Source organism: Tenacibaculum insulae (assembly GCF_964512435.1).
Taxonomy (GTDB): Bacteria; Bacteroidota; Bacteroidia; order Flavobacteriales; family Flavobacteriaceae; genus Polaribacter; species Polaribacter insulae_A.
On sequence record NZ_OZ208512.1, the window covers coordinates 486,073 to 501,168 of the forward strand.

The following is a 15,096-nucleotide window of genomic DNA, read 5'->3' on the forward strand; positions in this document are numbered from 1 at the left end:
AAATGACACAAAACACACAATTATCAACATTAGAAAAAAAATTAAAAGGCGATTTATTTTTTGATGATTTACATAAAACTTTATATGCTACAGATGCCTCTGTATATCGTAAAATTCCGTTAGCAGTAGCTTATCCGAAGGATGAAAAAGACCTTAAAATTTTAATTGATTTCGCCATTAAAAACACCGTTACTTTAATTCCTAGAACTGCAGGAACATCGCTTGCAGGGCAATGTGTTGGAGATGGAATTGTGGTTGATGTTTCTAAACATTTTACCAATATTTTAGCTTTTGATGAACAAAATAAAACCATTACGGTACAACCCGGAATTATTCGGGATGATTTAAATCGTTTTTTAAAACCTTTCGGATTATTTTTTGGTCCAAATACTTCAACTTCTAACCGTTGTATGATTGGCGGAATGGTTGGTAACAATTCTTCTGGAAGCACCTCTATTCGTTACGGAGTTACCCGTGATAAAGTTTTAAAAATTGATGGACTTTTATCTGACGGAAGTAAGGTTGTTTTTAATGAAATTACCTCGCAAGAGTTTCATCAAAAGAAAATAGAAAATTCTTTAGAAGGAACTATTTATAAAACTATTTACAACGAACTTTCATTAAAAGAAAATCAACAAGAAATACTAAACGAGTTTCCTAAAGAAAGTATCCACCGAAGAAATACAGGATACGCTGTAGATGAGTTTTTAACTTCTGATTTATTTGGAGGAAACAAGCCTACAATAAATCCTGCTAAATTTTTATCAGGAAGTGAAGGAACCTTGGTTTTTTCAACTGCCATTACTATTCAGTTAAACAACTTACCTCCTACGCAAAGTATTATGGTTTGCCCCCATTTTACCAGCGTAAACGAAAGTTTAAAAGCTACGGTAACTGCCATGAAACACAAATTATATGCTTGTGAATTAATGGATAAAGTAATTTTAGATTGCACCAAAAACAATCGCGAACAAGCTAAAAATAGGTTCTTTTTACAAGGCGATCCTGAAGCAGTTTTAATGTTAGAGGTTTCTGCCGATACTATTGAAGAAGCCGAACTACAAGCAAACAAACTAATTGAAGATTTAAAAGTTAATAACTTCGGATACCATTATCCGAAAGTTTATGGAGAAGATATTGCTAAAGTGCATTATTTACGAAAAGCCGGATTAGGTTTATTAGGTAATATTGTAGGCGATATGAAAGCTGTTGCTTGTATTGAAGATACCGCCGTTGCTTTAGAGGATTTACCCGAATATATTGAAGAATTTACCCAAATAATGGATAAATACCAGCAAAACGCGGTGTATTACGCGCATGCTGGCGCTGGTGAGTTGCACTTACGTCCGATTTTAAATTTAAAGAAAAAAGAAGATGTAGTGTTATTTAGAAAAATAACCACTGAAACCGCTGAACTTGTTAAAAAATATAAAGGTTCATTTTCTGGTGAACATGGTGACGGAATTGTACGTGCTGAGTTTATTCCGTTAATGATTGGTAATAAAAATTATGAATTATTAAGGCGAATTAAAAAAGCTTTCGACCCAAATAATGTGTTTAACAAAGGGAAGATTACAGATGCTTTTCCGATGGATAAAAGCTTACGTTATGAGATTGATAGAAAAGAACCGGTTATAAAAACATTACAAGATTTTTCTGAAAGTGAAGGTATTTTAAAATTAGCCGAAAAATGTAACGGTTCTGGTGATTGCCGAAAATCTCCAGAAGCTGGCGGTACTTTATGTCCCAGTTATAGAGCTACTCGAAACGAAAAAGAAACCACTCGTGCAAGAGCCAATATGTTGCGCGAAGTTTTAACCAATAATACTGCTGAAAATAAATTTGACTCTAAAGAACTAAAACAAGTTTTAGATCTTTGCTTAAGCTGTAAAGCTTGTGCCACCGAATGCCCAAGTAATGTTGATATCGCTTCGATGAAAGCTGAGTTTTTATATCAATATCAAGAAACTAACGGCTATTCTTTTCGTAGTAAATTGTTTGCCAACAATGCCAAATATAACAAATTAGGAAGTAAAGTCCCTGCAATAGCAAACTTCTTTACCAATACATTCATCGCTAAAAAAATAATGGGCGTTGCAACAAAACGTACCGTTCCTAAATTAGCAAAACAAACTTTACACGCTTGGTTAAAAACACAAAACAGTACTTTAAATACAGTTGAAAAATCATCAAATAAAACAGTTTATTTATTTAACGATGAGTTTACCAATTTTTACGACTCCGAAATTGGAAAAGACGCAGTAATTGTTTTAAAAAAATTAGGTTACGAAGTAAAATATAGTAATCATGAAGAAAGTGGCCGCAGTCATATTTCTAAAGGATTTTTAAATGAAGCAAAAGAATTAGCGAATAAAAATGTTGCTATTTTTAAAGATTTAATTACTGATGATTCTCCATTAGTTGGTATAGAACCTTCTGCTATTTTAACTTTTAGAGATGAATATATTCGTTTAGCTGATGACAAAACATCCGCAGAAAAAATAGCTGAAAATGTTTTTACTATTGAAGAGTTTTTAGCGAAAGAACATCAAAAAGAAAAGTTAAACACTGCTTTTTTTACTGATAAAAGCAAAGAGCTTAAAATTCACGGACATTGTCATCAAAAAGCATTATCGAGTACACATGCTAGTTTTTCTATTTTAAACATCCCGAAAAACTACAAAGTAGCAATCTTAAATACAGGTTGTTGCGGTATGGCGGGTTCTTTTGGGTACGAAAAGGAACATTACAACGTAAGTATGCAAGTTGGTGAAGACACTTTGTTTCCGAAGGTTAGAAACTGTGCTTCTGACACAGAAATTGCTGCTGCTGGTACAAGTTGCCGTCATCAAATTTTTGACGGAACTAAACGTATCGCAAAACATCCGATTACTATTTTAAAAGAAGCATTATTGTAATTATAAAAAAGAGGCTATCTAAAAAGTGTAATTTTTGTCAACTTAAATTTATTTTAGGTTCTCGTATTAACTGAATATCAACAAATATGAGATTTTGAAATAAATTTAGAATAACGATTTTAAATACTTTTTAAACAGCCTGTTTTTTTTATGCTTTTGGTAAAAAAACTTCTGCCATCATACAACGTGCACTTCCGCCCCCGCAAGTTTCAATAGTTGTTAACGATGAATGAATAATTTCGTTATGTTTTTCTATTTTTTGCAATTGTTCTTTAGTTAAAGAATTATAAGCCGCCGAACTCATTATTAAAAATCGTTTATCATCAATTCCTTTAACTTGTAACATATTTCCTGCAAACTGGGTTACTTGTTTTTCAGTAATTGAAATAACCTCTTTTTTGTCTGCTTTTAACTGTTTTACTACGTTTTTCTTTTCTTTTTTATCATCAATTGCATCTAAACAAACCACCGCAAAAGTTTCTGCAACGCACATCATTACATTGGTATGATAAATAGCTGCTCGTTTAGCGTTTACAGTTTGGTTTGCCGTAAAAACTACGGGAGTAAACTCAAACTCTTCACAAAACTCTATAAATAATTCTTCATCTGCCCTATCAGATAAAGCACAATATGCTTTTTGATTTTGCCTATCTAAAATCATACTTCCTGTACCTTCTAAAAAAACACCCTCTTCCTCTGCTTCAGAATAATCAATAACATTTTTAATTTCAAAACCTTTTTCTTCTAAAGTTTCTAAAACATCTTCACGTTTTTCTAAACGTCTATTTTCTGCAAACATTGGGTAAATTGCCATATCTCCATTTTCATGAAAAGAAATCCAATTATTAGGAAACAATGCATCTGGCGTATCTGGTTTTTCAGTATCATTAACAACAATAATCTCAACACCAACGGCTCTTAATTTAACTACAAAAGCATCAAATTCTTGTTGTGCTTTCGCGTTAATAGCAGCCGGTAACATACCTGATAATTCTTGTTGATAGTAGTTATTTACAGCAGTTTGTTCATTCATCCTAAAACTAGCAGGACGAACCATTAAAATAGTATTAGTAGTTTGTTGCATTGTATAAAATATAATTGTTAATTTTTAATATTCATTGTTTTTGCTAAGTAACTAGCATCTTTAGATACTCCTCCTAAAGTTGCAGATCCTCGGGTAAACATCCATGGCAAACCTATAAAATATAATCCTTCAATATTACTTACTCCTCTGTAATTTTTCGGATAACCATCTTCATCCAATTCCAAACCTTCTATCCACTTAAAATTCGGGCGATAACCTGTTGCCCAAACAATATTTTTTATTGAAGTTACAGTCTCTTTTTCAAAAACAATTTCTTCATTTAAAGCGTCTTTAGTTCTTCCTACAGAAATAACATTTTTACGCGAAAGGATTTCTTTAACATCAGTACCAATAACTGGCTGCACAGAAGAATTAATTCTCTTACCAATCCAACTATATTTACTATAACTTAAAAACCCGATTAAGGTAAACCACCACCATAATGTTTCACCTAAAAATTGCTGCGGCAATGATTTTACTTTAGTATTTCCAGAAAAATAAACAGTACGAGAATCATTTTTAGAAATTTCATCTAAAATTTGATAACCAGAATCTCCTGCTCCCACAACCAAGGTATCTCCATCTTGTAACTGATTAATATTTTTGTAATAATTGCTATGCATTTGCAATACCTTTTCTGATATTTTGGTATGACAAGGTGGTGTATAAGGAATATGAAATGGTCCTGTAGCTACAATTACGTTTTGCGTTTCTATTTCGCCATTTTTATGTGTTACATAAAAACATTTTTCGGTTTTACGAACCGATGTTATTAATGTGTTTAATTGTACCGAAATATTAAACTCTTTTACATAGTTTTTAAAGTAATTACTAACTTCTATTTTAGTCGGATAATGTCCTTTTTTTGCTTTAAACTTTAAACCTGGCAAATGATTATATTCGGTTGGGGTAAATAACTTTAAAGAATCCCATCTATTTAACCAAGAAGCTCCTATTTCATTTTCGCCATCAACAATGATAAAGTTCTTATTCATTTTTTTTAAATGATAAGCCATCGATAAGCCTGCTTGAGCACCTCCAATTATAACATAATCTAACATCTATCCTCTTTTATTTTTTACGTTTCAAAGGTAAAAACAATACCATGGTTATTAGGTACGATTACCAATTGATTTTCAACTATTTTCCATAAAAAAAATCAATAAAAAAACTCGAAAGAATAACTTTCGAGTTTTTTATATAAATATTTGGTGCTTTTAACAGAAAATATCATTTAATAATTTAGCTAAACGTAAACCTCCTTTTTGTAATTGTTCTCTTACAATAGGAAAATAATCGTACGAATAACGGTAACGCAATTTATCGCCTGTTTTTACAGATCCGTATACTTTTTTTGTTAGTTTATGTGTATCATGAACCCAATCTACAACTGTCCCTTTTTGTAAAACCTTAATTTGTTCTTTTGATAATTTTTTAGCGTTATCAGCCAACTCAAGATAACTCATTTGCCATCCATCAATCATATCTCCATCCCAAACTCTATGCAAATTTGTTCCTTTTCCATGCCATTGAACCTGAATAGTGTTTCCTCCTTTATCTTCCTTTTGTCCAATATGCATTGGCTGGTGTAAATCTCCCACTAAATGCACTAACATTTTTAAATAAAAGCGCTTGTCTTCAATAGTACTATTTTTATCTTTTAAAACTTTTATACACTCGTTTATACCCGTAACTAAATCTCCTTTCGGATTTTTTTCCGCGTCTTCATAACGTTTATTTAAAGGCATATTTACATAATGCCAAGTATAAAATTTTCCGAATTTTTTTCTATCAGATTTTATTTCATCTGCATAAGTAGATACAAATGCTAAACTTTCGCCTTGCAACAATTTTTCAATCTTCTTTTTTGCAGATCTTGTTAAATTATTTTCAGCAATTTTACCAGTTGCTCTATGACCTGTTTGCCCCCAAAAATCTTCATTATTTGCTATAGATGAAGCACTTATTAAAAAAGCAAAAAACACTAATATTACCTTAGTTTTCATAAATAAATTCTATTAATTTTCTGCTAAAGTATAAAAATATTTGTTCAAAAATTTGGATTTAACAAAAAATAACGTATATCTTTGTGATATCATTTTAATATCATTTTTAAATAAATAAAATAATGAAAGCAGAAAAAATAATAAAACCAGCAAACGGCTATTTAATGCTACTAATAGTTTTAACTCTTTTCTTTGGGAGTATTATTATGGCTATTGTAAATGAAACACCTATTTACCTTCCTGTAACACTTATCGGTTTTATAGGTTTATTTGGTTTTATTTTAGTAAACCCAAACACTTCAAAAGTAATTTTACTATTTGGTAAATATGTTGGTACCATTAAAGACAATGGTTTGTATTGGGCAAATCCTTTGTACAAAAAGAAAACAATATCGTTAAGAGCCAGTAATTTTGATAGTGAACGTTTAAAGGTAAATGATAAATTAGGAAATCCTGTTATGATTTCGACCATTTTAGTATGGCGAGTTACCGAAACCTACAAAGCTGCTTTTGATGTTGATAATTACGAGAATTTTGTTCGTGTACAAACAGATGCTGCAGTACGAAAATTAGCAAGTATGTATCCGTATGATAATTTTGCTGACGAAGGTCATGAAGAAGATATTACACTTCGTTCAAGTGTAAATGAAGTAAGTGAAGCTTTAGAAAAAGAATTAGAAGAGCGCTTAGCAATTGCCGGAATTGAAGTTTTAGAAGCTCGAATTGGTTATTTAGCTTATGCACAAGAAATTGCAAGTGCCATGTTAAAACGCCAGCAAGCAACTGCAATTGTAGCAGCGCGTCATAAAATTGTACAAGGAGCTGTTGAAATGGTTGAAATGGCACTAGAAGAATTAAATAAAAAACAAATTGTTGAACTTGATGAAGAACGTAAAGCTGCTATGGTAAGTAATTTATTAGTGATTTTATGTGGAGATAAAGAAGCTTCTCCAGTAGTAAACACAGGAACTTTAAGCCATTAATTATGAAAGAATATAAAGTAGAAATACCTAAATTAGGTCTTACAAAAAGACAAGAAAAATTTCAAGATTTTCTTAATCAATACGCAAGGGAAGGCTGGATTGTAAAAGATATTGGTCAAAATTGGTCGAGTGTTGTTTTTGAAAGAAATAAAAACAGATAAGATGAAAGTTTTTAAAGAAGAACAACGTTTTACACAAACATGGTTAATCATTATTATTAGCTTATGTAGTATAATGCCTTTTCTTTTTGGTGTCTACGGAATTATTCAACAAATTATATACAAGAAACCTTTTGGAGATAACCCAATGTCTGACATTGGATTGATTTTTTTCACAATTAGCATGTTACTTTTAACTTTTTTAATATTTCTTTTTAAATTAAAAACAAGAATTGATGAAAAGGGAATTTATTATCAATTTTTTCCAATTCATTTTTCATTCAAATTAATTTCTTGGAACGAAATTAATAAAGCTTATGTAAAAACCTATAACCCAATTAAAGATTATGGAGGATGGGGTTTAAAAGGTGGTTCTTTTTTTAGTAGCGAAAAAGGAAAAGCAATAACTATATCTGGTGATATTGGTGTTCAAATCGAATTAAAAAACGGTATAAAAATACTTATTGGAACTCAAAAAGAAACTGAAGTAAAACAAGTTTTAACAAACTATCAAAACAAATTATCATGACAAGAATTATTACATATTTAATGTTTTACATTCTCAGTAATACATTTTCTTACGCTCAAAAAGTAACTTCTGAAGAAATTTTAATAAAAAACGACGGTGTTGAGCTTCCAGGAACTTTAACTTTTACCAAAGAAAAATCGCCTTTATTAATTTGGGTTCACGGTTCTGGCGCTGTTTTACGAGATGGCGGAAAACCGCAATACATCAAACAATTTAGAGAAGCTGTAAATCAAGAAAATATTGCCTTTTTTAGTTATGATAAACGTAGTGCTAATAAAAACAATTTAGTTTTTTTACAACAAGGTGTTTTGTTTAACGATTTTGTTTCTGACGCAAAAAAAGTTGTTAATCATTTTAAAGATGATAAAAGGTTTAGTAAAATAATTTTAGTGGGGCACAGTCAAGGTTCTTTAATATCTATGTTGATTTCAAAAAATGTAGCCAAATACATTTCACTTGCTGGCCCAGGAGAAACTATTGATAAAACTTTAATAAGACAAATTACAAAACAAAGTGCTGAATTTGGTAAAATTACCGAAGCGCACATTAAAGAACTAAAAGAAACTGGTAACATAAAAAATGTAAACCCTAATTTAATGTCGTTATTTGCGCCTCAAAATCAACCTTTTTTCAAAGAATGGATTTCTTTAAATCCTTTGGAAGAAATTAAAAAAATAACCATTCCTACGTTAATTATTAATGGTGACAAAGATTTTCAGGTTTTAGTTAATGATGCAAAAGCATTGCATAACGCAAATCAAAAATCAAAATTGGTAATTATACCAAACATGAATCATCTTGGTAAACATATAGAAAAAGATGAAGATAATATGAAATCGTACACAAACCCTGATTTTCCTATTTCAAAAAAACTAATTAACACTGTTGTTACTTTTGTAAAAAAATAACCATGGCAAAAAAGAAAGCATTTGCACTTCGCATAAATGAAGACATGATTAAAGCCATTGAAAAATGGGCTACCGATGAGTTTCGTTCTACAAACGGACAAATCGAATGGATGCTAATGCAAATACTTAAAGAAGCGAAACGCGCCCCAAAAAAGAAAGAAGACTAAAATTAACATTCAATTTTGTTTATATCTAATAACGGAACGTCATTCTGAATTTATTTCAGAGTCACTCCTTAATAATAAATCGTAAATTATGATGAGAACCTTAAACAAATTCAGGTTGACGCAAAGTGAATTATTTTAGCATCAATAAAAACTTATCAAAAAACTTTTTCTTCAACAAAAAGGAAAAATAATTTCTTAATAAAACGTTAAAAATCACTCAATAAATATTGAGTGATTTTCTATTTTGTAACTTGTTCTGCAAATCAAACGAACAATAATGAAAAAACTTTTTTCAATTTTACTTTTACTTGTAACTCCTCTTTTATTCGCGCAAGAATTTTCGATGGATTTAGTAAAAAACATGAAACCACGAAATATTGGCCCGGGCGGAATGAGCGGCCGTGTAACTTCTATTGATGTGGTAGAATCTAATCCTGAAATAATGTACGTTGGTACAGCTTCGGGTGGAATATGGAAATCTACTTCGGGTGGAATTAAATGGCAACCAATTTTCGAAAAACAAGTTACCGCTTCTATCGGTGCAATTGCCATTCAGCAATCAAATCCAAGTGTTATTTGGGCAGGAACCGGTGAAGGAAATCCGCGAAATAGTTTAAATGGTGGTTACGGAATTTTTAAATCTTTAGATGCTGGTAAAACTTGGCAATCTATGGGATTAGAAAAAACACGCCATATTCATCGAGTAATAATTCACCCAACAAATCCAGATATTGTATATGTTGGTGCCATTGGATCTCCTTGGGGAGAACACAAAGAACGCGGTGTTTACAAAACTATTGATGGTGGTAAAACTTGGAAACAAATTTTATTCAATAATATAAAAACGGGTGCTGCCGATTTAATTATGGATCCGTCAAATCCTAATAAATTAATCGCTGCCATGTGGGAACACAAGCGCGATCCTTGGTTTTTTAAATCAGGTGGAAAAGGAAGCGGAATGTACATTACACACGATGGTGGAGAAAACTGGAAAAAAATTACCCCAAAAGAAGGTTTTCCGAAAGGAGAATTAGGAAGAATTGGTGTTGCCATTGCTCCTAGCAATCCTGATGTGATTTATGCGTTGGTTGAAGCAAAGAAAAACGCACTTTATAAAAGTGAAGATGGCGGATTTAAATGGAAAAAAATAAATGATAAACCAGGTATTGGAAATCGTCCTTTTTATTATTCTGAAATTTATGTTGATCCGCAAAATGAGAATAGATTATATACTGTTTTTACCTACATCAACGTTTCGCAAGATGGCGGAAAATCGTTTAAACAATTAATGCCTGCTTATGGTGTTGATAACGGAGTACATCCTGATCATCATGCGTGGTGGATTCATCCGAAGAATGGAAAATTTATGATTGATGGAAACGATGGTGGATTAAATATTACCAAAGATGGTGGTAAATCTTGGCGATTTATCGGAAATCTTCCGGTAGCTCAATTTTATCATATAAATGTTGATAATGAGTTTCCGTATAATGTTTATGGAGGAATGCAAGACAACGGTTCTTGGCGCGGACCTGCTTATGTTTGGAAAACTCAAGGAATTAGAAACAGTTATTGGCAAGAAATTAGTTTTGGTGATGGTTTTGATGTTGTTCCTGATAAAGATGATGCGCGTTATGGATGGACGATGAGCCAACAAGGTTCGGTTTCTCGTTACGATTATTTAACAGGAAATAACTACAACGTAAAACCAACGCATAAAGATGCGAATGTGAAATTACGTTTTAACTGGAATTCTGCCATAAATATTGATCCTTTTGATAATTCAACAATTTACTTCGGAAGTCAGTTTGTACATAAATCAACTGACAAAGGATTAACTTGGAGTGTTATTTCTCCAGATTTATCAACTAACAATCCAGCAAAATTAAAGCAAGCAGAAAGTGGTGGTTTAACCATGGATGCTACTGGTGCCGAAAATCACTGTACTGTTTTAGTTATTGAACCAACCGTTTTAGAAAAAGATGTTTTATGGGCTGCCACCGATGATGGACAAGTACATATTACTAAAAACGGAGGAGCAATTTGGACAAATGTTGCTAAAAACATTAAAGATTTACCTGAAAATAGTTGGATTACACAAATTAAAGCATCCAACAAAAATAAAGGTGAAGCGCTTTTAGTTGCCAACGACTACAGACGTTTTAACTACGAGCCGTATGCATACAGAACTAAAGATTATGGAAAAACTTGGCAACGTATTGTTGATAAAAATGATGTAGAAAGTTATGCGCTTTGTATTGTTGAAGATCCTGAAAATGCAAATTTATTGTTTTTAGGAACCGATGACGGATTATACATTTCTGTTGATGCAGGAAACAAATGGACCAAATGGACAAACGGTTTTCCTACAGTTTCAGTAAAAGATTTAGTAATTCATCCTCGCGAACACGATTTAGTTATTGGTACTTTTGGTAGAGCTGCTTGGGTTTTAGATGATATTCGCCCACTACGTGCTATGGCAAAAAGTAATATTACCAATCAAAAATTAACCTTGTTTGCACCACCGACTGCTTATCAGGCAGCTAGCCAACAACCAACAGGAAGTAGGTTTGGTGCTGATGCAATGTATCAAGGTGAAAACAGGAAGCGTGGTGCTTTAATTTCATACTACATCAATAAACCGATTCAAAAGAAACAAGAATCAAAAAGTAAGAAACAGGATAAAAAAGATGTCAGTTCGAGCGGAGTCAAGAACAAAGTAAAACATGATTCTATTAAATTAGAAATTTTTGATGGTTCAAGAAAAATTAGAACTTTAAAATTTAAAGCTCCTAAAAAAAGTGGTTTACATAAAACTACTTGGTATTTAAGAGAAAAAGGTGTTGCAAGAGCCTCAAGACGCATTAGAAAACAACGTAGAGAACCAGGAGGTGTAACTGTAAAACCAGGAACTTATAAATTAAAAATGACTTTTGGTGATGCCGTTTCTGAACAAAATATTAAAGTAGCATTTGATCCGAGATTACAAATATCAGATGAAGCTATCAATCAAAAATACAATGCAAGTAAGGAGCTTGAAAAATACCAAGAAAAAATTGCCAACATTGTAAAACAATTGGTTGAAAGCAAAAATACAGCAACTTCATTAAAGTCTAAATTCACAAAAGAAGACAAGAAAAAACATAAAGAAACGATAAAAGCATCAAAAGAAATCATTAAAAAAATTGATACTTTAATTGCAATGTATTTAGGTAAAATAGACAAACGTCAAGGAATTACTAGAAACCCAGAAATTACGGTAAACAATCGTTTTGGTACGGCTCGCTGGTATGTTGGTAGTAGATTTGGTAAACAAACAAATACTGAAAAACAATTAGTAAATCAGTTTAAAACTTCTTTTAACGAAAGTGTAAATAAAGTAAATACTTTCTTTTTAAAAGATTGGGCTAATTATAAAACTAAAGTTGAAAAAATTAACATTTCACCATTTAAAAAAACCACAAATTTTTAAGTTAATTAACTATTTTTGATAAAAATAGATCAACCTATAAATCTCCTACTTTTGTGGGAGATTTTATTATAAACCACTTTTAAATCAATTAATAAAATGAAAAAAACGATTTTATTTTTAACTCTTTTAATTTCAATATCTATCTTCTCTCAAAAAAATCCAGAAAAAGATTTTGGAGCTTGGTATATGTACAACGGTTCTCATCAAATTTCTGATAAATTTTCATTAAAATCTATGGCACATTTTAGGTTTTTTGAATTTGGAGATGATTTACGCCAATTCATTGCTCGTGTTGGTGGTAGTTATAAAATAAACAATAATTTAAGTGCAACTTTAGGTTATGCTTACCTAAATACTGATAATACTTTTGGTGATGATGGTGGCGATTTTAACGAGCATAGAATTTATGAAGATTTTAATATAAAGCATACTATTAGCAAACTAGCTTTGGCTCATCGTTTTAGAGCCGAACAACGTTTTCTTGAATCTGACACGAGTCACTTTGTTCGTTATCAACTAAACTTAAGTTATCCTATTACTAATAAATTATCTATTTATTTATATGATGAAGTTTTTTTTGATTCTGAAGGAGAAGCTTACAATCAAAATTGGATAGGCTCTGGATTTAAGTATAAAGTTTCTAATAAAGTAAAATTACAGTTGGGTTACCAAAGAATTAGTATTAATAAAGGGCTTGGTTTAAATAGAGTTCAAATTGGAATTGCAATTAATACTGATCATAGAAAGAAGAAATAAAAAGCTATTTTAGCAAAAAACTACTTAAATAATGACAGCACCTACATTTACAAACGATGCTATTGTATTCGGAATATTAATGATTTCTTTAGGATTTGTATTTTATACCGAATCTAAAACTTCAGGATTTTGGCACAAGTTTTACAAAATCGTTCCTGGTTTATTTATGGCTTACTTTATTCCTGCAATTTTTACAACTACTGGCATAATATCTCCCGAATGGGAAACCGCAAATGCTGCTGGAGAAATTGTAAAAGGAAAATCTCAATTGTATTATGTAGCAAGTCGTTTTTTACTACCAGCTGCCTTAGTTTTAATGACATTAAGTATCGATTTAAAAGCAATTTTTAACCTGGGTTCTAAAGCATTAATTATGTTTTTTACAGGAACTATAGGTATTATTATTGGTGGACCAATTGCTATTTTATTAATTTCTATATTTTCACCTGAAACAGTTGGTGGCGTAGGTTTTGATGCTGTATGGCGTGGACTTTCTACCTTGGCAGGAAGCTGGATTGGTGGTGGAGCAAACCAAACTGCAATGCTTGAAATTTACCAATACAACCCTCAAAAATACGGAGGAATGGTATTTGTTGATATTGTTGTTGCCAATGTTTGGATGGCAATATTATTAATAGGTATTGGTAAAAAAGATAAAATTAATAAATGGTTAAAAGCAGATACCTCAGCTATTGAAGAACTGAAAGAAAAAGTAACCGAATTTACACAAAGCGTTAAAAGAAATCCGTCTTTAACAGACATTATGATAATGTTAGCCATTGCCTTTGGAACGGTTGGATTTGGTCATTTTGCATCGGCATATTTAAGTACCTTTTTTAACAATTTAGTTGCAGGAATTACATCAGAAACATGGAAAAATATCTTTACTTTTTTAGGTTCAGGATTCTTTTGGTTAATTAGTATTTCAACAATTATCGCTATTATTTTATCCTTTACAAAAGCAAAAAATTACGAAGGTGCTGGCGCAAGTAAAATAGGTAGTGTTTTTATATATATTTTAGTTGCTACCATTGGTATGAAAATGGACTTAGCCATGATTTTTGATAATTTAGGATTAATTATTATCGGTTTAGTTTGGATGGGTATTCATGCTGGTTTACTAATTTTAGTTGCCAAACTAATAAAAGCACCTTATTTCTTTTTAGCTGTTGGTAGCCAAGCAAATGTTGGTGGTGCTGCCTCTGCTCCTATTGTAGCACAAGCATTTCATCCTTCGTTAGCTTCGGCTGGAGTGTTGTTGGCTGTATTTGGTTATGCAATCGGAACAATTGGTGCAATTATCTGTACAATTTTAATGGAATTATCCGCTACATTATAAGAGAATTCTGCATATTTGCATCTCTAAATTTATAATCACATGAAAAAACTTATCGCCATTTGCGCGTTTTTAATAGTAGCTTTTGCTTGTTCTTCTAAAAAAGAAGGAAACATGATTGTTAAAGGTCAAATTAAAGGATTAAAAAAAGGAACTTTATATCTGCAAAAAATGAACGATACGGTATTAGTATCTGTTGATTCTATGGCGTTATTAGGTGATGATAAATTTATTTTAGCTGATAATGTTATTTCTCCTGAAATGTATTATTTAACTTTTGATGGAAATACTACCAAGAAAAACATCATGTTTTTTGGTGAAGAAGGTGAAATTACCATTAACGATAATGTTGATCAATTTGGTTACAAACCTGAAATAACAGGTTCTAAAAACCAAAAAGTAATGGATAAATTTCGTGATATTGACAACAAATTTAAAGATGAGCGTTTAGCTTTTATCAAGAAAAATTTTGAAGCTCGTAAAGCTGAAGATGAAGAATTAATTAAAAAATTAGATGCTGATTATAAAAAAATGATGCGTCGTCGTTTTTTATTTTCTACAAACTTTGCAATTACCAATGCTGATAGTGAAGCCGCTCCTTATATTGCTTTATCTGAATTATTTAATGCTAACATTCAGCTATTAGATACAATTAACAATAGCTTGTCTGACAAGGTTAAAAACTCTAATTACGGAAAACGTTTACAAAAATTTGTTAGCGAAATAAAAGCCAAAGAGAATAAATAATTTTTATCTTCATAAAAAACAAAAAAACTCGA

Annotated in this window: 13 protein-coding genes; 10 read left to right on the forward strand and 3 right to left on the reverse strand. The window is 31.3% G+C overall.

The window, feature by feature from the left end; translation table 11 throughout:
* The first annotated feature begins 2 nt into the window (after positions 1 to 2).
* A complete protein-coding gene (locus ACN5J5_RS02180; RefSeq protein ID WP_418645714.1) occupies positions 3 to 2,918 on the forward strand; it encodes an FAD-binding and (Fe-S)-binding domain-containing protein in 2,916 nt (971 codons plus the stop codon).
* A 148-nt stretch (positions 2,919 to 3,066) separates the two neighbouring features.
* Here ACN5J5_RS02180 and ctlX read toward each other — a convergent pair whose 3' ends face one another.
* The 3 genes from ctlX to ACN5J5_RS02195 form a co-directional block, all read right to left on the reverse strand.
* The gene (gene ctlX / locus ACN5J5_RS02185) at positions 3,067 to 4,002 is read right to left on the reverse strand and encodes a citrulline utilization hydrolase CtlX (protein WP_418645715.1); all 936 of its coding nucleotides are present in this window, start codon (positions 4,000 to 4,002) and stop codon (positions 3,067 to 3,069) included.
* A 17-nt stretch (positions 4,003 to 4,019) separates the two neighbouring features.
* The gene (locus ACN5J5_RS02190; RefSeq protein WP_418645716.1) at positions 4,020 to 5,063 is read right to left on the reverse strand and encodes a flavin-containing monooxygenase; all 1,044 of its coding nucleotides are present in this window, start codon (positions 5,061 to 5,063) and stop codon (positions 4,020 to 4,022) included.
* Positions 5,064 to 5,219: 156 nt separating this feature from the next.
* Positions 5,220 to 6,008 carry a S1/P1 nuclease gene (locus ACN5J5_RS02195; protein ID WP_418645717.1) on the reverse strand — a complete coding sequence of 263 codons (789 nt, stop codon included), beginning with the start codon at positions 6,006 to 6,008 and terminating at the stop codon, positions 5,220 to 5,222.
* Between the two features lie 122 nt (positions 6,009 to 6,130).
* Between ACN5J5_RS02195 and ACN5J5_RS02200 the strand changes: the two genes are divergently transcribed.
* The 9 genes from ACN5J5_RS02200 to ACN5J5_RS02240 all read left to right on the forward strand — a co-directional run bounded on the left by ACN5J5_RS02200 (position 6,131) and on the right by ACN5J5_RS02240 (position 15,064).
* Positions 6,131 to 6,991, forward strand: a complete 861-nt coding sequence (locus tag ACN5J5_RS02200; RefSeq protein WP_418645718.1) for an SPFH domain-containing protein — start codon at positions 6,131 to 6,133, stop codon at positions 6,989 to 6,991.
* A gap of 2 nt (positions 6,992 to 6,993) precedes the next feature.
* Complete coding sequence (locus ACN5J5_RS02205; protein ID WP_418645719.1) at positions 6,994 to 7,152, forward strand: hypothetical protein; 159 nt, start codon at positions 6,994 to 6,996, stop codon at positions 7,150 to 7,152.
* Position 7,153: 1 nt separating this feature from the next.
* On the forward strand, positions 7,154 to 7,678 hold the full coding sequence (locus ACN5J5_RS02210) for a hypothetical protein (protein ID WP_418645720.1): 525 nt from the start codon (positions 7,154 to 7,156) through the stop codon (positions 7,676 to 7,678).
* On the forward strand, positions 7,675 to 8,586 hold the full coding sequence (locus tag ACN5J5_RS02215) for an alpha/beta hydrolase family protein (RefSeq protein WP_418645721.1): 912 nt from the start codon (positions 7,675 to 7,677) through the stop codon (positions 8,584 to 8,586). The genes ACN5J5_RS02210 and ACN5J5_RS02215 overlap by 4 nt, the downstream gene beginning before the upstream one ends.
* Before the next feature lie 2 nt (positions 8,587 to 8,588).
* Complete coding sequence (locus ACN5J5_RS02220; protein ID WP_418645722.1) at positions 8,589 to 8,753, forward strand: Arc family DNA binding domain-containing protein; 165 nt, start codon at positions 8,589 to 8,591, stop codon at positions 8,751 to 8,753.
* Between the two features lie 277 nt (positions 8,754 to 9,030).
* Positions 9,031 to 12,225 carry a WD40/YVTN/BNR-like repeat-containing protein gene (locus tag ACN5J5_RS02225; RefSeq protein WP_418645723.1) on the forward strand — a complete coding sequence of 1,065 codons (3,195 nt, stop codon included), beginning with the start codon at positions 9,031 to 9,033 and terminating at the stop codon, positions 12,223 to 12,225.
* 96 nt (positions 12,226 to 12,321) lie between these two features.
* Positions 12,322 to 12,981: a DUF2490 domain-containing protein gene (locus ACN5J5_RS02230; protein WP_418645724.1), complete on the forward strand. Its 660-nt coding sequence runs from the start codon at positions 12,322 to 12,324 to the stop codon at positions 12,979 to 12,981.
* Between the two features lie 31 nt (positions 12,982 to 13,012).
* Positions 13,013 to 14,320 carry a DUF819 domain-containing protein gene (locus ACN5J5_RS02235; RefSeq protein ID WP_418645725.1) on the forward strand — a complete coding sequence of 436 codons (1,308 nt, stop codon included), beginning with the start codon at positions 13,013 to 13,015 and terminating at the stop codon, positions 14,318 to 14,320.
* A 39-nt stretch (positions 14,321 to 14,359) separates the two neighbouring features.
* Positions 14,360 to 15,064 carry a DUF4369 domain-containing protein gene (locus tag ACN5J5_RS02240; protein WP_418645726.1) on the forward strand — a complete coding sequence of 235 codons (705 nt, stop codon included), beginning with the start codon at positions 14,360 to 14,362 and terminating at the stop codon, positions 15,062 to 15,064.
* Positions 15,065 to 15,096 lie beyond the last annotated feature (32 nt).